Origin of the sequence: Streptomyces palmae (assembly GCF_004684805.1) — a bacterium.
Lineage (GTDB): Bacteria > Actinomycetota > Actinomycetes > Streptomycetales > Streptomycetaceae > Streptomyces > Streptomyces palmae.
Map to the genome: position 1 here is coordinate 1 of NZ_SRID01000101.1, position 18,686 is coordinate 18,686.

The 18,686-nt window shown below is 73.8% G+C and carries 17 protein-coding genes and 1 pseudogene; 7 read left to right on the forward strand and 11 right to left on the reverse strand.

What is annotated here, in order from left to right; genetic code table 11:
- The 3 genes and pseudogenes from E4099_RS13425 to E4099_RS13435 form a co-directional block, all read right to left on the reverse strand.
- Positions 1-626: pseudogene (locus E4099_RS13425) on the reverse strand (hypothetical protein); the annotation flags it as partial.
- 304 nt (positions 627-930) lie between these two features.
- Positions 931-1,887 carry a M56 family metallopeptidase gene (locus tag E4099_RS13430; RefSeq protein ID WP_135339260.1) on the reverse strand — a complete coding sequence of 319 codons (957 nt, stop codon included), beginning with the start codon at positions 1,885-1,887 and terminating at the stop codon, positions 931-933.
- Positions 1,884-2,285, reverse strand: a complete 402-nt coding sequence (locus E4099_RS13435) for a BlaI/MecI/CopY family transcriptional regulator (RefSeq protein WP_135339261.1) — start codon at positions 2,283-2,285, stop codon at positions 1,884-1,886. Before E4099_RS13435 ends, E4099_RS13430 begins: the two co-directional genes overlap by 4 nt.
- Before the next feature lie 114 nt (positions 2,286-2,399).
- On the opposite strand from E4099_RS13435, the gene E4099_RS13440 reads away from it, so the two are divergent.
- The 3 genes from E4099_RS13440 (at position 2,400) to E4099_RS13450 (ending at position 5,054) form a co-directional block, all read left to right on the forward strand.
- Entirely contained in the window at positions 2,400-3,086 is a 687-nt protein-coding gene (locus E4099_RS13440) for a DedA family protein (protein WP_135339262.1), read from the forward strand.
- Positions 3,083-3,715, forward strand: coding sequence for a phosphatase PAP2 family protein (locus tag E4099_RS13445; protein WP_135339263.1), 633 nt, complete (start codon positions 3,083-3,085; stop codon positions 3,713-3,715). The genes E4099_RS13440 and E4099_RS13445 overlap by 4 nt, the downstream gene beginning before the upstream one ends.
- A 160-nt stretch (positions 3,716-3,875) precedes the next feature.
- A complete protein-coding gene (locus tag E4099_RS13450; protein WP_167828368.1) occupies positions 3,876-5,054 on the forward strand; it encodes a glycosyltransferase family 39 protein in 1,179 nt (392 codons plus the stop codon).
- A gap of 15 nt (positions 5,055-5,069) precedes the next feature.
- On the opposite strand, the gene E4099_RS13455 is transcribed toward E4099_RS13450, so the two are convergent.
- On the reverse strand, positions 5,070-6,236 hold the full coding sequence (locus tag E4099_RS13455) for an alpha-hydroxy-acid oxidizing protein (protein ID WP_135339265.1): 1,167 nt from the start codon (positions 6,234-6,236) through the stop codon (positions 5,070-5,072).
- Positions 6,237-6,577: 341 nt separating this feature from the next.
- Entirely contained in the window at positions 6,578-7,453 is an 876-nt protein-coding gene (locus E4099_RS13460) for a LysR family transcriptional regulator (protein WP_135339266.1), read from the reverse strand.
- A 100-nt stretch (positions 7,454-7,553) separates the two neighbouring features.
- Here E4099_RS13460 and E4099_RS13465 point away from each other — a divergent pair, with 100 nt between their 5' ends.
- Positions 7,554-8,939, forward strand: coding sequence for an MFS transporter (locus E4099_RS13465; protein ID WP_135339267.1), 1,386 nt, complete (start codon positions 7,554-7,556; stop codon positions 8,937-8,939).
- Positions 8,940-8,963: 24 nt separating this feature from the next.
- Here the strand turns inward: E4099_RS13465 and E4099_RS13470 are convergent, their stop codons facing one another.
- Entirely contained in the window at positions 8,964-11,051 is a 2,088-nt protein-coding gene (locus E4099_RS13470) for a serine/threonine-protein kinase (protein ID WP_135339268.1), read from the reverse strand.
- Positions 11,052-11,325: 274 nt separating this feature from the next.
- Here E4099_RS13470 and E4099_RS13475 point away from each other — a divergent pair, with 274 nt between their 5' ends.
- Positions 11,326-11,760 carry a cold-shock protein gene (locus tag E4099_RS13475; protein ID WP_135339269.1) on the forward strand — a complete coding sequence of 145 codons (435 nt, stop codon included), beginning with the start codon at positions 11,326-11,328 and terminating at the stop codon, positions 11,758-11,760.
- A 43-nt stretch (positions 11,761-11,803) separates the two neighbouring features.
- Here the strand turns inward: E4099_RS13475 and E4099_RS13480 are convergent, their stop codons facing one another.
- The 3 genes from E4099_RS13480 to E4099_RS13490 form a co-directional block, all read right to left on the reverse strand.
- The gene (locus E4099_RS13480; RefSeq protein ID WP_245244809.1) at positions 11,804-12,304 is read right to left on the reverse strand and encodes a GNAT family N-acetyltransferase; all 501 of its coding nucleotides are present in this window, start codon (positions 12,302-12,304) and stop codon (positions 11,804-11,806) included.
- Between the two features lie 147 nt (positions 12,305-12,451).
- Positions 12,452-12,805 (reverse strand): ADP-ribosylation/crystallin J1, encoded by a 354-nt coding sequence (locus E4099_RS13485; protein WP_135339270.1) that lies wholly within the window; start codon positions 12,803-12,805, stop codon positions 12,452-12,454.
- Positions 12,806-12,918: 113 nt separating this feature from the next.
- On the reverse strand, positions 12,919-13,521 hold the full coding sequence (locus E4099_RS13490; RefSeq protein ID WP_135339271.1) for a TetR/AcrR family transcriptional regulator: 603 nt from the start codon (positions 13,519-13,521) through the stop codon (positions 12,919-12,921).
- A 97-nt stretch (positions 13,522-13,618) separates the two neighbouring features.
- On the opposite strand from E4099_RS13490, the gene E4099_RS13495 reads away from it, so the two are divergent.
- Together E4099_RS13495 and E4099_RS13500 are read left to right on the forward strand one after the other, a co-directional pair.
- Positions 13,619-14,752, forward strand: coding sequence for an acyl-CoA dehydrogenase family protein (locus E4099_RS13495; protein ID WP_135339272.1), 1,134 nt, complete (start codon positions 13,619-13,621; stop codon positions 14,750-14,752).
- Between the two features lie 59 nt (positions 14,753-14,811).
- A complete protein-coding gene (locus E4099_RS13500) occupies positions 14,812-15,573 on the forward strand; it encodes an SDR family NAD(P)-dependent oxidoreductase (protein ID WP_135339273.1) in 762 nt (253 codons plus the stop codon).
- Positions 15,574-15,703: 130 nt separating this feature from the next.
- Here E4099_RS13500 and E4099_RS13505 read toward each other — a convergent pair whose 3' ends face one another.
- Positions 15,704-17,149, reverse strand: coding sequence for a glyceraldehyde-3-phosphate dehydrogenase (locus E4099_RS13505; RefSeq protein ID WP_135339274.1), 1,446 nt, complete (start codon positions 17,147-17,149; stop codon positions 15,704-15,706).
- A gap of 158 nt (positions 17,150-17,307) precedes the next feature.
- Entirely contained in the window at positions 17,308-18,585 is a 1,278-nt protein-coding gene (locus tag E4099_RS13510) for a serine hydrolase domain-containing protein (RefSeq protein ID WP_135339275.1), read from the reverse strand.
- Between the last annotated feature and the right edge of the window lie 101 nt (positions 18,586-18,686).

The following is an 18,686-nucleotide window of genomic DNA, read 5'->3' on the forward strand; positions in this document are numbered from 1 at the left end:
CGGCCCACGTCCTCCACGGCCCTCCCCGCCCCGGTGCCGATCTCGCCGACGGCGTGCCCGGCACCGCCGCCCACGTCCCGTACGGCCGAACCGAGGCCACCCGCCAGCTCCTCCAGGATCCGGGGGTTGCGGTCGAGGGTGGTGAGCACCCGGTTGATGATCAACGCGACGTTGTCCAGCCTCACCTTGAGCTGGGCCTGCGCCTCCACGCCCGAGATGCCCAGGTGCACCCGCCCGAGGGAGACGTCGGCGCCCACGTTCAGCTTCAGCAGGTCCAGCACCTCGGCCTGGAGCGAGACATGGGCCCGCAGGTCCTCCACGTCCAGGTCGATCTGGTCGACCTTCAGCAGCGGGACGTCGAGGAAGACGTCGGGCGCCGAGTCGGCCCCGCTCTTGCGGACCGCCGCCTCCCCCGGGACGACGGTGCCCTCGTAGGCGGCGTCCTCCGCCTCGCCGCCCGCGCCCGCGCCCTCGTACTCGTCCTCGTCCTCGTACTCGTCCTCGTACTCGTCCTCGTCGCCGTACGGCCCGTAATCGGCGTACTCGTCGGGGCCCTCGGCCTCGTCCTCGTCGCGCGGTTCGGGCTCCTCGACGGGGCCCTCGTCGTTGTCGGCGTCGTCGCGCATCCCCGCACCTCCGCGAGTTCGGCGGATGATTCGGCCCGTTTCGGCCCAGTATTCTCGCCACCGCCCGAAGACGCTGGCCGGGGAAGGGGCCGTAGCGCCGACCGAGCGGCACCCGCCTGACCGCGCTGGGGCGGTCCGCGCGGCGCTCGCGATACGGAGACGGCGGCAGGCCGATGGGCCGGACGGGTGAGGACGAGAGGCCCCGGCCACACGTCCGCGCCCTCCGCCGCCGAGCGGAAGGCGTCACCGGCGCGGTTCACCCCTCGGGAGCCGCCGGCGCGGTCTCCCGGCTTGCCGAGAAGGCTCAGGGATGCTCGGGTGCGGCCTGCGCCACCTCGATGCTGCCGTGCAGATCGGTGGCCGCGTCCAGGGCGGCGCCGACCGAGAACACCAGGCATCCGGCGATCGCCGCGGCGGCCACCCGGCGCAGCGCCCGCGAGCGCGGCCGGGCGGGCTCTCCGGTGCCCAGCAGTGCCGCCACCCGGCGGGGCACCGGTCCGGTGGTGGCGGCGACGGCGAACCGGGGGCGGCGGTGGGCGCTGCCCGAGCCCTCGGCGGCGCGGGTGGCGAGCGCCGCCCGGGCGATCGCCCGGGCGGTCAGGGTCCGGTCGCCGACGGCCCGCGCCGCGGCCTCGTCGGCCCAGCGCTCCAGGGCGTACCCCAGCGGGGCGCGCAACCCCCGCAGCACCGGGTGGCAGACGGCCACGAGGTCCGCCAGGGCCAGGAAGAGGTGGTGCCGGCCGGCCAGGTGGGCGCGTTCATGGGCGAAGAGCGCTTCCCGTTCGGCCGGGTCCAGGGCGCGCAGCATCCCGGCGGTGACCACGATCCGGCCCGGGCGGCCGGGCAGCGCGAAGGCGTCCGGATGGCCGTCGTCGATCACCGAGAGGTCGCCTCCGCCGCCGGCCGGGGCGTGCCGCCGGGCGGCCACCCACTCCCGTAGCAGGCGGAGGAGGAGCCGGCAGGCGGCGACCGCGGTGGCCGCCAGCAGCGCCAGGGCGAGGGCCGCCACCGGCGGGGACGCCGCCACGCCGTCGGCCAGCAGCGGGAGCCGCAGCCGGCCCAGCGATGCCACCGGCCGCAGGCGGAGCGCGCCCTCCAGGGCCAGCAGGCCGAGGGCGGCGGTGGTGCAGCCGGCCAGGACGGCGCCGCTGACCGCCAGCAGCCAGGCGGCGGCGCGCGGGGCGAGGAGCGGCGCCAGTCGCCGGGCCACCGGCACGGCGAGGAAGGGGACCAGCAGCGGTGCCCAGATGGCGTAGATCATCGGATGCTCCCCGGCGCGGGGCCGTCGGCGCCGTCGGCGCCGTCGAGCAGCGTGCGCAGCAGGCGTTCGTCGTCCTCGCTCAGCCCGGAGACGAAGCGGGCCAGCACGGTCCGCCGGTCCTCGTCCTTCTCCAGTTCGCGGCGCATCCGGTCGGCGCGCAGTCCCGGTGAGTCCTGGGTGGGGGTGTAGGCGTAGCCGCGGCCCTGCCGGGTGCGGGCCACGGCGCCCTTCTCATGCAGCCGGGTCAGGATCGTGGTGACCGTGGTACGGGCCAGGTCCTGGCCGAGCACCCGCTGGACCTCGGCCGGGGTGAGCGGCGCTCCGGCCGCCCACAGCGCCGCCAGGACGCTCGCCTCCAGCTCGCCCGACGGCCGCCGTCCCGCGGTCGCTTCCGGCATGCGCGACTCCCTCCGCCCTGTCCGTCTACAGTAACGTAGACCGTCTACATGATTGTCGTCAGTCGGATGGGCGCACAGGCCCCTCCCGCGACCCCATTATGAGAGGCCCGCCCCATGGCCGTACCTCTGTCCGCCTCCGCACCACTGGCGGTGAACCTCCTCGACGCGGGGTCGCTGCTGTCCTCGTTCGGGGCACTGGGCATCGCCGTCGTACTGTTCGCCGAGACCGGTCTCCTGGTGGGGTTCTTCCTGCCGGGCGACTCGCTGCTGTTCACCGCGGGGCTGCTCTGCGTGGACGGCGGGGGGCGCACCACGCACCTGGCGCTGCCCCAGGTGCTGGTCGCGGCCGCGGCCGGGGCGCTGCTCGGCGCGCAGACCGGCTTCTGGCTGGGCAGGCGGGGCGGGACCGCGCTGCTGGCCCGCAGCCGCAACCGGCGCCTGCACGAGGGCGCCGAGCGGGCGTTGGAGCTGCTGGACCGGTACGGCCACGCCAGGGCGGTGGTCCTGGCGCGGTTCGTGCCCGTGGTGCGTACCGTGCTCAACCCGCTGGCCGGGGCGCTCGGCGTGCCGGCCCGCACCTTCGCGCTCTGGCAGCTGGCGGGCGGGCTGGTGTGGACGGTCGGGCTGGTGCTCGGCGGCTACGCGCTCGGCTCCTCGGTGCCGAGCGTCGACCGGTACCTGCTGCCCGTGGTGGCCGTGGTGGTCGCGCTGTCGCTGATCCCGCTCGCCCTGGAGCTGCGGCGCTCCCGCGGGCGAGCCGCCGGGGCCGCCACCGGTTCCGCCCTGCGGGAGCGGCCGTGAGCCCCCTCGCCCCCGTCGGCCCGGCGCCGACCCCGCTCGCCCTCGACGGCGCCTCCGTCGACGGCTCGCTGTACACCGAGGTCACCGATCTGGCCCGGCACGCGCCGGGACTGCTGAGCGATCCACTGGCCGCCTGGTCCACCGCGGGACTGGTCCTGCTCGCGGTGCTGATGGCGGCCGGCTGGTGGCGGGCCCGCAGCGACGACGCGGCCCGGATGGCCGCGGCCCTGTCCGCCCCGCTGGCCGCGGCCGCCGCCTTCGGCCTCAATGACGTGATCAAGGCCCTGGTACGGGAGCAGCGCCCCTGCCAGACCCTGCACACCGTCACCCTGGAGGCCTGCCCGGCGCCGGGTGACTGGTCCTTCCCCAGCAACCACACCGCGATCGCCGCGGCCGCGGCGGTGGCCCTGCTGCTGGCCGACCGCCGGCTGGGCGCGGTCGCGGTCCTCACGGCGCTGCTGATGGGGGTCTCCCGGGTGTGGGTGGGCGCGCACTACCCCCATGACGTCGCGGTCGGCCTGCTGGTGGGCGCGGTCACCGGCTGGGCGGTGGGCCGCGCGGCGCGCCGGGCCGCTCCGGCCGTACGGCGTCTGCGTGCGTCCCGGCTCGGCCCGTGGTTCTCCACCTGACCCGCCGCGGGTTCCCTGCCCGGCCGGTCAGGACCTAGACCCGTCCGGCGGCCTGCGATGGCGGGCCGCCGGGACAGCCCGCATGATCGAGAGCGGGTCGGCCCGGGTGCGGTGCGCCGCGGGCCGCGATGCCCTCTTCAAGCGGTCGGCGGAGGTGGCTGTGCCTGCAGCGTCCCTGCTCGGCACCAGGGAATCAGCGCGCAAGAACGTGGACCGCGCCCGTGGCGCCTTCGCCCGCGCCCTGCCCGCGCTGGGCCTCTACGCCGCGGTACGGCTGGCCGGGATGATCGTGGTCGCGGTCTGCGCGCTGCTCACCGAACGGCATCCGCGCACGGTGCTCGGGCACTCCTGGGACGCCGTCTGGTACGCCGGGGTGGCCCAGCACGGGTACGGGACCGTCATCATCTCCACCCGGCATCCCGGCCGGGTCTACAACGACCTGGCCTTCTTCCCCCTCTTCCCGGCACTGCAGCGAGCGGTGTCCACCGTGCTGCCGGTCGGCACGGTCACCGCCGGGCTGCTGGTCGCGCTCGTCTGCGCGGGCCTCGCCGCCTGGGGTGTGTACATGGTCGGGGAGCGGTTGTACGGGCACCGGGTGGGGGTGGCCCTGGTCCTCCTGTGGGGTCTGCTGCCGCACGCGATCGTGCAGACCATGGCGTACAGCGAGTCCCTGCTGACCGCCCTGGCCGCCTGGTCGCTGTACAGCGTGCTCACCCGCCGATGGCTGTGGGCGGGCAGCCTCGCCGCGCTCGCCGGTCTCGCCCGGCCCAATGGCATCGCGGTCGCGGCGGCGGTGGTCGTCGGCGCGGCCATCGCCCTGGCGCGGGAACCGCGGACCCGCCGCAGCCCGCGGCCATGGCTGGCGATCGCCATCGCCCCGATGGGCTGGGTGGGCTACCTCGCCTGGGTGGGGCTGCGCGTCGGCCGCCCCCTGGGCTACTTCGAGGTCCAGCGGCAGTGGGGAACCTCGTTCGACTTCGGCCGCTACACGACCCGCTTCGGGCAGCACCTGGTCCTCGACGGGGGACGGCTCTCCTACTTCACCACCATCGCCGTGCTGTTCGCGGCGCTGCTCGCGCTGATCCTGCTGGTGCTGGACCGGCCACCGCTGCCGATCGTGGTCTACGCCCTCGTACTGGCGGTGATGGCCTTCGGCGGCACCCGCTACTTCTCGGCGCGCCCCCGCCTGCTGATGCCGGCCTTCACGCTGCTGCTCCCGGCGGCGCTGGCCCTGGCCAGGGCACGGGTGCGCACCGGTGCGGTACTGGCGGGCGGGCTGGCGGTGGTCTCGCTGAGCTACGGGATCTACCTGACGATGCTGGCGCCCACCGCGCCCTGAGGGAGCCCGGCGCGGTCAGCCCACCCGCCGCAGCGCCTCCGGCGTGAGGTCGGCGAGGCTCGGGTAGCCGTCCACGGCCATGATCAGGTCGGCCTCCGCCAGCAGTGAGCGCAGCACGTGCACGACCCCGTCGGTGCCGCCCAGGGCGAGTCCGTGGACGTACGGCCGGCCGACGGCCACGGCGGTGGCGCCCAGCGCGATCGCCTTGACGATGTCGGCGCCGCCGCGGATCCCCGAGTCGAAGAGCACCGGCAGTCCGTCCGCGGCCTCGACCACGTCCGGCAGGGCGTCGAGGGCGGGCAGGCCGCCGTTGGCCTGGCGGCCACCGTGGTTGGAGCAGTAGACGCCGTCCACCCCCAGGTCCCTGGCGCGTCGTACGTCATCGGGGTGGCACAGCCCCTTCACGATCAGCGGCAGGGTGCTGAGCGAACGCAGCCAGGGCAGGTCTGCCCAGGTGAGGGGGTGTCCGAAGACCTGGGTCCACTTCACCACCGCGGCCTGCGGGTCCTCTTCGGGAGCGCGGTCCAGGCCCGCCCGGAAGACCGGGTCGCTGGTGTAGTTGGCCAGGCAGTGCCCGTGCAGCTGGGGGAAGCTGCCCCGGGCCAGGTCGCGCGGCCGCCAGCCGGTCACCCAGGTGTCGAGGGTGACCACGACGCCCTTGAAGCCGGCCGCCTCGGCCCGGTGCACCAGGCTCTCGGCCAGGTCCCGGTCCCTGGGGGTGTAGAGCTGGTAGAAGCCAGGGGTGGTCCCGAACTCCCCGGCGACCTCCTCCAGAGGGTCGGCGGACAGGGTGGAGGCGATCATCGGTACGCCGGTGCGCGCGGCGGCGCGCGCCGTCGCGAGATCGCCGTGGCCGTCCTCGGCGCAGATGCCGAGCACGCCGATCGGTGCCATGAGCAGCGGAGACGGCAGGTTCATCCCGAACAGTTCGACGGACAGATCGCGTTGGGCGGCGCCGACCAGCATCCTGGGGATCAGCCCCCACCGGTGGAAGGCCTCGGTGTTGGCCCGCTGGGTGTGCTCGTCGCCGGCGCCCCCGGCCACGTACGACCACACCGCGGGCGGCAGCACCGACCGCGCCTCGGCCTCCAGCTCGCTGTGGACCATCGGGTACCGGGGCGGGATGCCGGCGAGCCCGTTGAGGTAGATCTCGTTCTGGTAGGAGCCGAATGCCTGATCCACGGAACCAACCTTCCTGGACGCGGAGTTGACCTACCCGGACACGACACCATGCCGCACGAGCGGACCGGGCGGTACCACCCGATGCCGCAGGAGTGGGCCGATGCCGGGCCGCGTCGGCGGATCCGTTACCGGGCTCTCCCTCGCGCGTCGCCCCGACCGGGCGACGGCCGACCGGGCTCGCCTCCCCCCGTCGGCCCGTTCGGAACCCTCAAGCCCGTCAAGCCCCTCAAGCCCCTCAAGCCCCTCAAGCCCCTCAGCATCCTGGACCCCTTCAGCCGCTCCAGTCACTTTGGCCACAACGGCCGCATCCGCCCATCCGCCGCATCCGCGCATCGGCCGCCTCAGCCGCTGGCCGCGTACAGCAGCTCGCGGACCTCCGGCGCCTCTTCCAGCGCGGTGCTCCACACCAGCCTCAGCCGCAGCTCGGGGGCGGGGAGACCGAGCCGGACCAGGTAGCCCGAGCGCAGGGCCTCGGCCACCGCGAACCGGGGCAGCAGCGCGATCCCCAGCCCCTGCTCCGCCCAGGCCCGCATCACCGCGACGCCGCCGGCGTCCACGCGGCGCACCTCGGGCCCCAGCAGCCGGTCGGCGGCGAGTCGGAAGGAGCAGGCGGCCACGTTGACCAGGAGGTTCTCGCCCGCCAGGTCGGCCGGGACCAGCGGGCGGCCGACCAGCCGGTGGCCGGGGGCCGCGACCAGGTCCAGGGCGACCGTGTCCACGTCCAGGCTGCCCAGCGGGCCCGGAGGGATCGGGAAGCCGAGACCGCCCAGGTCGGCGCCGTGGTCCAGGAGCAGGGCGGCGGCCAGTTCGCCGGACAGCACCTCCGCCAGGAGCAGATCGCGGCTGGTGGCGACCCGTACCTCCACCGGGAGTCCGGGTCGCCGCCGGTCCAGCCGTCGGAGCACGTCCGGTACACAGGTGGCGGCGATGGTCTCCAGGGCGCCCAGTCGCAGGGTGCGGGTAGACCCGCGCACCTCGCTGACGGCCCGCTCGGCCTGTTCCAGCAGCCTCCGGGCCCAGTGCGCCATCCGCTCCCCCGCCCCGGTGGCGCGCATCCCGCCGGGCGTGCGGTCGAACAGAGCGATGCCCAGGGACTTCTCCAGCTCCCGGATCTGGGCGGAGACGGACGAGGGTGCCAGGCCGATCGCATGGGCGGCCTCGGTGACCGTACCGTGCCTCAGCACGGCCTCGAAGGTACGGAGTTGCCGCAGCTCCACTGCTCTTTCCGCTCCCCTCCGACCGCGTGCGGATCTTCCGAAGGGAGTGTACGGCCGCTCCGGTGGAGCCCGACCGGGGCGCGGACGCACAGTGCCGGTCATGACGCTCGACCATGCCACCCGGCCCGCCGCTCCCGGTGCGGGCACCGCCGTACCGCGCCCGTGGCCGGCCCTCCTGGGGATCTCGCTCGGCTACTTCATGGTGCTGCTCGACACCACCGTGCTGTCCGTCGCCGAACCGGATCTCGCGCGCTCCCTGGACACCTCCGTGACCGGACTTCAGTGGGCCACCACCGGCTACACGGTGGTCTTCGCCGCACTGCTGCTGTCGGCCGGGGCGCTCACCGACCGGCTGGGCGCCCACCGGGTCTTCCGTGCCGGGATCGCCCTGTTCGCGGTGGGCTCCGCGCTGTGCGCCGCGGCCCCCACCGTCGGCGCCCTGATCGCGGTGCGTACCGCCCTGGGAGCGGCGGCGGCGGCCTGCGTGCCCTCCTCGCTGGCGCTGATCGGCCGCCTCTACCCGGACCGCGGCCGGCACGCCCGGGCCGTGGCGACCTGGGCGTCGATCAGCGGCGCGGCGGTGGCCGCCGGTCCGCCGGCCGGCGGTGCGCTGGTCGAGCTCGCCGGCTGGCGGGCGGTCTTCCTCGTCAACATCCCACTGGGCGCCCTGGTCCTGGCGCTGACCGCGACCCGCGGCCTGCACTGCCCGCCGGGCGGCAGGCGGTTGGACTGGCCGGCCCAGCTCGCCGCCTGCGGATGCCTGGCGCTGGCCACCGACACCCTGATCGCGGCCGGCGGGCGGGCCTGGGCGCATACCGCGCTCTCGCTGGCCGGTGCCATCGGCGCGGCCGCCGTCTTCCTCCGGCTGGAGGCCCGCAGCACCTCCCCCGTCCTGGACCGGGTGCTGCTGCGCGCCGGCGGGGTACGGGCCGGGCTGGCCGCCGGCGCGGCGGTGAACTTCACCCTCACCGGCAGCCTGTTCGTCCTGCCGCTGCTCTTCCGGGACCGCGGCATGACACCGCTGGTCACCGGGTTGGCCTTCCTTCCCCTGACATTGCCGTTCGCCGTGAATCCGCCGCTGACCGGCAGGATCGTTGCGAAGGTGGGGCCGCGGCGCCCGGTGCTCGGCGGGTTGGCGCTGCTGGCCGCCGGCACCGCGGGCCTGGCCGTCGCCGCCCGGACCGGGGCGCCCTACGGCTGGCTGGCCCTGGGTCTGCTGCTGACCGGGCTCGGGGTGTCCTTCGCGCTGCCCGCCCTGGTCACCGCCGTGGTGAGCGCCGCCCCGCAGGGCGCGGGCGGCGCCGCGGGCGGGCTGCTCAACGCGGTACGGCAGACGGGTGCGAGCCTCGGCGTGGCCGCCATGGGCGCCCCGCTCACCCTGGGTACGGCGGCCGGGGCGTCCTGGGCCTTTCTGGTCGCGGCCCTGGTCTGTGCCGCCACCGGCCTGTGGTTCGGGTGGCGTACGGACCGCTCACCCGGGGCCTGAGCCCCGGGCGGCCGGGCCGGGCGCTCAGTCGGACCGCTCGTAGTGGTACCCCTTGCCGTGGGCGGGCCCCACGTCGTGGCGGATGCCGGCGGGTTCGTCGAGGGCGAAGTACGAGGGGTCGGCGTTGGCGCAGATGCCGGTGGAACGGGCCTGGTCCACATAGGCGGTGCCGATGTCGATCCGGCTGCCGTCGCGGGCCACGGACTCCAGTCTGGCCACCATCTCGCAGTGGCCCACGACGTCGCTGATCAGCCGTACCGCGTGCTCGCCGGTGTTCACCTGGGAGATGACCACCTTGTCGGGCTGCTGGGAGTAGTAGGTGCCGGTCAGCTTCCAGGTGCCGGCGAAGGACGCGGGCACCCTGGTGCCGCTGGAGGTGGGCCGTTTGATCGGTCCGTCACCGCCCCCGGACGGGCCCGGGTCGCCGCCGCCGGAGGAGTCGCCGGGCTTGGTGCCGTGCGAGGAGTCCGTGTCGCCGCCGCGGCTGCCCGAGGCGGCGCCGCCGGAGTCCGCGCCGGCCGTTCCACCGGTGTCCTTGCCCTGGTCCTGCTCCTTGTCCTTCTCCCGGTCGGCCTGCCCGGGCTTCTTCGCGGCGGGAGAGTGCGGGGCCGTCCGGCTCGGCGAGGCGGACGCCTCAGGGGCGAGCGGGGTGGCGGAACTGCTGCTGCCCGGGGCCGCCTCCGGGCTCCCGATGTGCGGGAGCAGCGTCACAGCGCCGCCGCCGACCGTCACCACGCCGACCACGACGACCCCGATGATCATCGGCCTGCGCCGCCGCTCGGACCGCGGGGCGCGTTCGGGGGACTTGGGGGCGGACTTCTTCCCCGGCTCCTTGGGCGCGCTGGGCTCCGGTGCGGCCTCCTTCCCCGGCTCATCGGGCTCGGTCGGCTTGGGCGCAGGCTCCTCCCCCGGCTCCTTGGGCGCCGTCGGCTCCGATACGGCCCCCTTCCCGGGTTCCCCCTCGGACGCGCCCTTGGGCCGCAGGTCGAGGGTGGCCCGGTCGGGGGCGCCGGCCTCGGCCCCGGGGGTCTTCGGGGCGGACTCGGACGCGCCGGGGCGGGCCTTGGAGGAATCGGCACCGGGCTCGGACGCGCCAGGGGCGGCGCTCTCGGAGGAGTCGGCGGCGGCCTGCGCGTCCGGGGCCTCCGCCCGCAGCGGTGCCACCTCCGCGTCCAGCAGCAGGGCCGCCTGCTGGGCCAGTTCGGCCACGAGTGGACCGGGCAGCCAACCGCCCTCGGTGGCCGGGCGCATCCGCTCGGCCTCCGCCAGCAGCTCCGCCACACCCGGCCGCTGGGCGGGGTCCTTCCCCAGGCAACGGGAGATCAGGGCGCGCAGCGGTTCGTCCGGCACCGCGCTCAGATCCGGTTCGGCCTCCACGATCTGGTACATCACCGCGTGCTGGTTGACCCCGCCCCGCCCCCCGAAGGGCAGTCGACCGCAGGACGCGTACATCAGGACGCAACCGAGCGCGAAGACATCGGTGGCGGTCCCCACCTGCTGACCGAGGATCTGCTCGGGCGACATGAAGCCGGGCGAGCCGATGACCATCCCGGTGCTGGTCAGCAGGGATTCCACCGAGACATCGAGGGCCCGCGCGATGCCGAAGTCGATGACCCGCGGGCCGGCGACGGTGAGCATCACATTGGACGGCTTCAGGTCGCGGTGCACGATCCCGGCCGCGTGGATGTCCTTCAGGGCCCGCAGCAGTCCGTCGGCCAGCGCGTGCACGGAGTCCACGGGCAGCGGCCCGTACTCGCGGACGACCTGTTCCAGGGAGGGGCCGGGCACGTACCCCGTGGCCACCCATGGCGGGGACGCTTCGGCGTCCGCGTCGAGTACCGGCGCCGTGTAGCGCTCGCCGACGCGCCGGGCGGACTCGATCTCCCGGCGGAAGCGGGCCCGGAACTGGGCGTTGGAGGCGTGCTCCTCGTGCACCACCTTGACCGCCACCGTACGCCCGCCCGCCGACCGGGCCAGGAACACCCGGCCCATGCCGCCGGAGCCGAGCCGGCCCAGCAGCATGAAGGGCCCGATCCGCTGCGGGTCGCCCGGCTCCAACGGCCGTATCCCCGCCAGGAGGCCGCCGCGGTCGCCCCCGTCAGTGCTGGTCATGCTGGTCCGTTCCCCCGGCTCACCCCGTATGGACGCTCAACGCGCCACAGAATAAGGGGTACTGGGGCCTCTCCTGTCACTCCAGTGTTCGAATCGGCTGCCCCGCCGGCGCCCCTGGCACCGCCGGCACCCGGTATCCGATCTCCCGGCGAGCGAGCCGCATACGGCTGTTGGCGGCAGGCCGCGGCTTGTAGTCTGAGGCCCAGCGTCGCGAGGACGGGCTTCGCCGGCGCGTTTCTTCGAGGTCGTTTGGGGTTGAGTTGGGGTGGTTGCCATGACCATGGGGAAGGTTGTCCGGTTCGACGAGGTTCGCGGGTACGGGTTCATCGCACCGGACAACGGCACGGAAGACGTCTTCATGCACGTCAATGACCTGCTGGACGACAAGTACCTGTTCCGTCCCGGGCTGCGGGTCACCTTCCGGGTCGAGGAGGGTGAGCGCGGACCGAAGGCGTCCGACGTGCGCATCATGGAGTCGAGCGAGGCCGCGCTCGCGGTGCGGACCGTTCCGACGCTGGCCATCGCGCCCCGGGCGGCCGACGGCGAGCCCGATGACTCGGTGTGCGACCTGCTGTCGGCCGAGGAGTTCCGGCACGAGCTGACCGAGACCCTGCTCAAGGCGGTGCCCTCGCTCACCGCCGCCCAGCTCCTCCAGGTGCGCGGCTGCGTCAACGACCTGGCGCGCGCCCACCGGTGGATCGAGCCCTGATCCACCCCCTCACCGCGGAAACCGCAGTGCCGGGCAGGGGTTCTCACCCCTGCCCGGGGCCGTGTGGGGCGACCGCGGGTAGCGCGTAGCAGTGGATCGCCACCGTCTGACGCGGGCTCCACCGCTGCTCGACGGTGGCCAGCCGCTCCCAGCCCAGCCGCTCGTACAGTGCGGTCGCGGCGGTGTCCGACGCCACCACATCGAGCACCGGGTGCAGCCCGCGGCTCCGGGCCTCCTCCACCGCCCGGCCGATCAGCAGGGCGCCGATGCCCCGCCCCCTGGCCCCGGGGTCGACGAACAGCCGGCTGAGCACCGCCGTCGCGTCCGGGCGCACTCCGTTGCGCCCGCTCCAGAGTCCGGGCGCCAGATCGCCCTCCCCGCCGCGGGACAGTCCGACATGGCCCACCAGGCGGCCTTCGAGTTCGGCGACCCAGGCACCCAGCGAGGACGCGCCCGACAGCCACTCGCCGGGGCGCTCGGGCCAGTTCACCGGATAGCCGTCGCGCCGCTGAACGGCCGCGAGGACCGCCACACATGCCGGCATGTCGCCATCGACCCTGCACCGCACCCGCCGTTCCGGCCGGTTACCGCCGGACACTGAACTCCCGCTGCTCACCAGGGGATCCAAGCACAGCCGGCGGCCTCCGGTCATCCGCGCGACCTGCCGCAGGGCACCGGTACGCCCCGCGCCTCAGCGGAACTCGTGGACCAGCTGGATCCTGCCGACGATATGGGCGTTGAACTCGTCGAGTTCCTCGGCCGGCACCCACAGTTCGAGGATCGTGCTGCCGCCGGCCTGCCGGACGGGATAGCGGCGCAGGAACTCCGCGTCGACCTCGAAGCGGGTGACGAAGCCGGCTCCGTCGTGCCTGACGTTCCAGTCCCGCGCGATCCGCACCGCGTAGTCCTCGTTGAGGACCGGGTAGAAGATGGGCTGTTCGGGCAGTCGAGGCGGCCAGGCGCGCCAGTCCAGTCGCCGGAGCAGTTCCAACTCCACGGGGCCGGTGGGGCGCCACAGGGTCGTCGTCGCTCGCCGGCTGGTCATGGGAAGGGTCCTCCGAACGGAGCCGCCCGCCCGTGCGGCCGGCCAGGAGCCCCGACCGTACCGGGGGCACGGCCGCGGCGGCCAGGCGATTTCCCCGGGCCGACGGTCCCTTTTCAGCGGGCCAGGCCGTGCAGCAGCAGTTCGGCGAGGTGGGCGTAGGCCTCCGCGTCGCTCAGGCCGGTGGCCGCCGCCACCTGGCGCCGCTGGATGCGGACCATCACCGAGGAGATGACCTCGGCGGCGAACGCCACGTGCACCTCGCGGAAGGCGCCGGCGGCCGTGCCCTCCTCGATCAGTTGCTGCACCCTGCGGGCGGCGGCCCGGGTGTTGCGGTCGTAGACCTCGGCGGCCGGTTCGAAGGCCGCCACGTCGTCGAAGAACCGGGGGGACACCGGCGCCAGCTCGGCGGCCACCGCCCCCAGGTAGGCGGCCAGCCGGGCGGCGGGGTCCGTCTCCGCGGCCAGGGCGGCTTCGACGCGGCCGGTGGCGCGGCGGAAGAAGGCCACCACCACGGCCCGGACCAGCTGCTCCTTGCTGCCGGCGAGCCCGTACAGGGTCCGCTTGGAGCAGTGCAGCCGGGCGGCGAGATCGTCCAGGGTCAGCGCCGCGAATCCCTCGCTGATCAGCAGGGCCACCAGGTCGTCGAAGAGCTCGGACCGGCGGGCGGCCCCCCGGCCCGTCGGCTTCGGACTGCTGGCACCTGAGGTCTCGATCACCTGGCCAGTATCCCAGGACCGTGATGGACTATCTTTACCGGTACTGGCGTACCGCCTAAAGTACCGCTTCAGCTTGGACGCACCACTAGGAGTCGTGATGGCAATCGACCGCCTGCTGCCCACCGCCGAGGCCGCCGACCTCCTCGCCCTCACCCGCGACATCGCCGACCGGGAGCTCGCTCCCCGTGCCGCCGGGCACGAGGAGTCGGCCACCTACCCCGAGGGCCTCTTCGCCACGCTCGGCCAGGCCGGTCTGCTGGGACTGGCCTACCCGGAGGAGTTCGGCGGCGGAGGGCAGCCGTACGAGGTCTACCTCCAGGTGCTGGAGGAGCTGGCCGCCCGCTGGGCGGCCGTGGCCGTCGCCACCAGCGTCCACACCCTGGCCTGCCACCCGCTGAGCACCTTCGGCACCCAGGCCCAGAAGGAGCGCTGGCTGCCCGCCATGCTCGCCGGCGAGCTGATCGGCGGCTACAGCCTCTCCGAGCCCCAGGCCGGTTCCGACGCCGCGTCGCTGAACTGCAAGGCCGAACGGACCGAGGCCGGCTACCGGATCACCGGCACCAAGGCGTGGATCACCCACGGAGGGCGAGCGGACTTCTACGCGCTGTTCGCCCGCACCGCCCCGGGCAAGGAGGGCGTCTCCTGCTTCCTGGCCCCCGGCACCGCCGAGGGCCTGTCCTTCGGCAAGCCCGAGCGGAAGATGGGCCTGCACGCCGTCCCCACGACCACCGCGCACTGGGACGGTGCGGTGCTCGACACCGACCGGCTCATCGGCACCGAGGGCCAGGGCCTCCAGATCGCCCTCAGCGCCCTGGACTCCGGTCGCCTGGGCATCGCCGCCTGCGCCACCGGGCTCGCCCAGGCGGCCCTGGACGCGGCCGTCGAGTACGCCAAGCAGCGCACCACCTTCGGCCGGCGGATCATCGACCACCAGGGCCTGGGCTTCCTGCTCGCCGACATGGCCGCCGCGGTCGACTCGGCCCGCGCCACCTATCTGGACGCCGCCCGCCGCCGCGACGCCGGGCACCCGTTCAGCCGCCAGGCCAGCGTGGCCAAGCTGGTCGCCACCGACGCGGCGATGAAGGTCACCACGGACGCCGTGCAGGTGCTCGGCGGATACGGCTACACCCAGGACTTCCCCGTGGAGCGCTACATGCGCGAAGCGAAGATCATGCAGATCTTCGAAGGCACCAACCAGATCCAGCGGCTGGTCATCAGCCGCGGCCTGTGAACCACCCCCCAGCGGAAGCTCTCCGCGCCCCTGTCTGCGAACACTTCAAGGAGCCTCGCATGGACATCGCCGGATCCGCGGCACTGGTCACCGGTGCCGCCTCGGGCCTGGGTGCCGCCACGGCGGCGGCACTCGCCGACCGCGGCGCCCGCGTCTACGGCCTGGACCTGCCCAAGGCCGTCGCCGAGGCGGGGCCGCGGCCGGACGGCATCACGCTGCTCGGCGCCGACGTCACCGAGGAGGCGGCGGTCCGCGAGGCGCTGGCCCGTATCGAGGCCGACGGCGCCCCGTTGCGCCTGGCGGTCAACTGCGCGGGCATCGCGCCCTCGGCCCGCATCCTGGGCCGCAAGGGACCGCATGACCTCGAGCTGTTCCGCACCGTGCTCAACGTCAACCTGCTCGGCACGTTCAATGTGATGCGGCTGGCCGCGGAGTCGATGGCCCGTCACGAGCCGGACGACGAGGGCCGGCGCGGGGTGGTCGTCAACACCGCCTCGGTCGCCGCGTTCGAGGGCCAGGTCGGCCAGATCGCGTACGCCGCCTCCAAGGCGGGTGTCGCCGGCATGACCATCACCGCCGCCCGCGACCTGGCCCGGCACGGCATCCGCGTGGTGACCATCGCCCCGGGCATCGTGGACACCCCGATGATGGCGGGGTTCACCGAGGAGGTGCGCGCCTCGCTCGCCGCGACCGTGACCTACCCGCAGCGGCTCGCCGCGCCCGGGGAGTACGCCCGCCTGGTCACCATGATCGTCGAGCACGACTACCTCAACGGCGAGACCATACGGATGGACGGCGCCCTGCGGATGAGCGCCCGCTGAGGACCGTCCGGCACCGGCATCGGGCCCTCGCCCCCGCGGGGCGGGGGCCGGGAGACGAAGACCGCCGCCCAGGGCCAGGCCCTGGGCGGCGGTCGTGTCGGTGCGGGGCCGACCCCCTATCGGGAGGGGATCAGACCATCGGCGCCGGGAAGGTCGGGTACTCCACCCCGGAGACGTACTGGACGACACGGATGACCTGGCAGGAGTAGCCGAACTCGTTGTCGTACCAGAGGTAGAGGATCGCGTTGTCGCCGTCGACCTTGGTGGCGCCGGCGTCGACGATCGAGGCGTGCCGCGAGCCGATGAAGTCGCTGGAGACGGCGTCGGGGGCGTTGGTGAAGTCGATCTGGCGCTTGAGCGGCGAGGTCAGCGACACATCGCGGAGGTAGTCCAGGACCTCCTCGCGGGTGGTCTCACGGCCGAGCCGCAGGCTGAGGATCGCGATCGAGACGTCCGGCACCGGGACGCGGATCGAACTGCCGGTGATCGGCGCCTGGAGGTCGGGCAGCGCCTTGGCGACGGCGGAGGCGGCACCGGTCTCGGTGATCACCATGTTGAGCGGCGCGGAGCGACCGCGACGGTCCGCCTTGTGGTAGTTGTCCAGCAGGTTCTGGTCGTTGGTGAACGAGTGGACGGTCTCCACGTGACCACGCAGCACGCCGTACTCGTCGGCCATGGCCTTCAGCGGCGGGACGATGGCGTTGGTGGTGCAGGAGGCGCAGGACAGGATCTGCTCGTCGGGCTTGACCGTCTCGTGGTTGACGCCGTGCACGATGTTGGGCACGTCGCCCTTGCCCGGAGCGGTCAGCACGACCTTGTCGATACCCGGGCGCAGGTGCTGCGAGAGGCCCTCGCGGTCCCGCCACTTGCCGGTGTTGTCGATGAGGATGGCGTCCTTGATGCCGTACGCCGTGTAGTCGACCTCCGACGGGTCGTTGGCGTAGATCACCTTGATCTCGTTGCCGTTGGCGACGATGGTGCTGTTCGCCTCGTCAACGGTGATCGTGCCCTGGAACTGGCCGTGGATGGAGTCGCGGCGCAGCAGCGAGGCCCGCTTGACGATGTCCTGGGCACCGCCCTTGCGCACGACGATGGCGCGCAGCCGCAGCCCGTTGCCGGAGCCGGCCTTCTCGATCAGCAGGCGGGCGACGAGGCGGCCGATACGGCCGAAGCCGTAGAGGACGACGTCGCGCCCGGCGCGGCACTCGATCTTGTTGTCACCGGTCGCGCCGGCGACGGCCTCGGCGGTGAACTGCTCCACCGCGAGTCCGCGGTCGTCCTTCTTGTACATCGCGGCGAGCATGCCGATGTCGATCTGGGAGGGCCCGAGATCGAGCGTGGTGAGGGCCCGCAGGAACGGCAGCGTCTCGGTGACCGAGAGCTCCTCACCGTCGATCTGCCGGGCGAAGCGGTGGCTCTTGAGGATGCTGACCACCGACTTGTTCACCAGGGAGCGGCTGTGCAGCAGGACGGTGACGTCCCGCTCGCGGTGCAGCTTCCCGATGATCGGGATCATCGACTCGGCGATCTCCTCGCGAGCCTTCCAGTTTGTGAACGAGTCCTCGTTGACAGTCACAGATTTATCTTTCGAGCTAGGCGGCGCTCATATGCTAACCCCCTGGCCATTTGATCGTTCAGTGATACCGCCCACAGCGGACGCGCGGCACCGCCTTCCGGTCACCGGCGGCGCCGGGGCTCCCTGTCAGCCCGTACCGGTCGGGGTGCCGTGGCGGGTCAGGGGCGGCCGGGGGCGCAGAGCGCGTGGTCGATGAGGGCGCCGGTGGCGCGGTTGAGGGTGGGCAGGTCGGGGAAGTTCGCGGTCGTGCTCAGCGAGACGGTCACCGCCCGGCTGCCGTCGGCGCTGACGGCGGGCCGGGTGTTGACGCCGACGCCGTCGCCCTCGTGGCCGTAGTAGAAGCCGCCGCAGCTGAGCGGGGTCTTGCGCAGGCCGAGTCCGTAGGTGCCCTGGGGCATCTCCGCCACGTCGTCGGGGTCGTCGGTCCGCTCGACCGTCCGCCGCATCTCGCGCCACTGCTCGGCGGGCAGCAGCCTGCCGCCGGCCAGGGCGCGGAAGAAGGTGTTCAGATCCGCGGTGGTGCTGACCACCCCGGAGTCGGCGGTGTGCTGGTAGCTGTGCTCGGTGACGTCCAGCCGGCTGCCGTCGGGTCCGGTGAGGTAGGCCCGGACATGGGGGGTCGGCAGGAAGGGGTTCAGTCCGGGGATCGAGGTCTGCCGCAGCCCCAGCTTCCCGATCACACGGTGTTCGATCAACTCCCGCCACCCGGTGCTGGTGGCCTTCTCGGCGACCATGGCGGCCAGCAGGTAGTTGGTGTTGGAGTACGCCCACCGGGTGCGGCCGCGCTCGGGGGTGAACAGCGGCTCGTGGCGCATGGCCACGGCCACCAGGTCGGCGGCCGGGGTGGCGTCGTGGCGGTTCTCGTCGAAGTGCAGCGACAGCCGCTCCAGGACCTCCGGATCGTCCATGTAGTCGAACAGGCCGCTGGTCTGCCGGAGCAGATCGCGCACCGTGATCCGCCGGCCGTCGTTGCCCTTGCCCCGCACCACCCCGGGCAGCCACCGCTCGACGGTGTCATCCAGCGACAACCGCTTCTCGGCGGCGAGTTGCAGGACGACCACGGCGGTGAACGCCTTGGTGGTGCTGGCGGTGCGGAAGTGCGCGTTCCAGGGCACCGGTGCGGCGGAGCCCGCCGCCCGCGTGCCCAGCCGCGCCCGCAGCGGGCCGCCCGGCACACCGTCGACCCGGGCGAGCACGTTCGCCCCGCCGCCCGCGGCCTCCCGCACCGCGGCCAGGTCGCGCCGCAGATCGGCCTCGGTGTAGGCGCCATCCGCGGTACGGCTCCCGGGCGCGGCGGGGCCCGCGGCAGAGGCAGGGGCCGAGGCGGAGGCGGAGGCGGCGGAGGTGAGCGGGGGCAGTGCGGCGGGTGACACCGTGGCGAGCAGAGCTGCCGCCAGTACCCCGATCCGTACCTTCTTCGCCGATGCCAGCTGCATGATCGTGAACTCCCCGAGTGGTCCTGGTGCGCGGTCGCGCGGTGACATCACCCAGTCAATCGGCCGCGCACCAGGACCACTCGGGGAGTTCACGATCATGC

Bases quoted from the DNA above. Each gene is read 5' to 3' on its own strand.
- E4099_RS13495 (WP_135339272.1), top strand. From the start codon at position 13,619: ATGGCAATCGACCGCCTGCTGCCCACCGCCGAGGCCGCCGACCTCCTC.
- E4099_RS13500 (WP_135339273.1), top strand. From the start codon at position 14,812: ATGGACATCGCCGGATCCGCGGCACTGGTCACCGGTGCCGCCTCGGGC.
- E4099_RS13510 (WP_135339275.1), bottom strand. From the start codon at position 18,585: ATGCAGCTGGCATCGGCGAAGAAGGTACGGATCGGGGTACTGGCGGCA.
- E4099_RS13430 (WP_135339260.1), bottom strand. From the start codon at position 1,887: ATGATCTACGCCATCTGGGCACCGCTGCTGGTCCCCTTCCTCGCCGTG.
- E4099_RS13465 (WP_135339267.1), top strand. From the start codon at position 7,554: ATGACGCTCGACCATGCCACCCGGCCCGCCGCTCCCGGTGCGGGCACC.
- E4099_RS13485 (WP_135339270.1), bottom strand. From the start codon at position 12,805: ATGACCAGCCGGCGAGCGACGACGACCCTGTGGCGCCCCACCGGCCCC.
- E4099_RS13480 (WP_245244809.1), bottom strand. From the start codon at position 12,304: ATGCCGGCATGTGTGGCGGTCCTCGCGGCCGTTCAGCGGCGCGACGGC.
- E4099_RS13435 (WP_135339261.1), bottom strand. From the start codon at position 2,285: ATGCCGGAAGCGACCGCGGGACGGCGGCCGTCGGGCGAGCTGGAGGCG.
- E4099_RS13475 (WP_135339269.1), top strand. From the start codon at position 11,326: ATGACCATGGGGAAGGTTGTCCGGTTCGACGAGGTTCGCGGGTACGGG.
- E4099_RS13440 (WP_135339262.1), top strand. From the start codon at position 2,400: ATGGCCGTACCTCTGTCCGCCTCCGCACCACTGGCGGTGAACCTCCTC.
- E4099_RS13470 (WP_135339268.1), bottom strand. From the start codon at position 11,051: ATGACCAGCACTGACGGGGGCGACCGCGGCGGCCTCCTGGCGGGGATA.